The organism is Kitasatospora sp. LaBMicrA B282 (assembly GCF_050325825.1).
Lineage (GTDB): Bacteria > Actinomycetota > Actinomycetes > Streptomycetales > Streptomycetaceae > Kitasatospora.
On the sequence record NZ_JBNQTI010000407.1, the window covers coordinates 1 to 469 of the forward strand.

A 469-nucleotide genomic window follows, 5' to 3' on the forward strand; every position below is an offset into this window, starting at 1 on the left:
CCCTTAACGTTCCAGCACCGGGCAGGCGTCAGTCCGTATACATCGCCTTACGGCTTCGCACGGACCTGTGTTTTTAGTAAACAGTCGCTTCTCGCTGGTCTCTGCGGCCACCCCCAGCTCAGAGTGCAAGACTCCTCACCAGGCGTGGCCCCCCTTCTCCCGAAGTTACGGGGGCATTTTGCCGAGTTCCTTAACCATAGTTCACCCGAACGCCTCGGTATTCTCTACCTGACCACCTGAGTCGGTTTGGGGTACGGGCCGCCATGAAACTCGCTAGAGGCTTTTCTCGACAGCATAGGATCATCCACTTCACCACAATCGGCTCGGCATCAGGTCTCAGACTCTATGAGTGACGGATTTGCCTATCACTCGTCCTACACCCTTACCCCGGGACAACCACCGCCCGGGCTGGACTACCTTCCTGCGTCACCCCATCGCTCAGCTACTACCCCGTTGGTCCGACGGCTCC

1 rRNA gene is annotated in these 469 nt (G+C 58.4%); it reads right to left on the minus strand.

The features are described from left to right. A 23S ribosomal RNA gene (locus tag ACQRUO_RS39690) occupies window positions 1–469 on the minus strand; the annotation flags it as partial.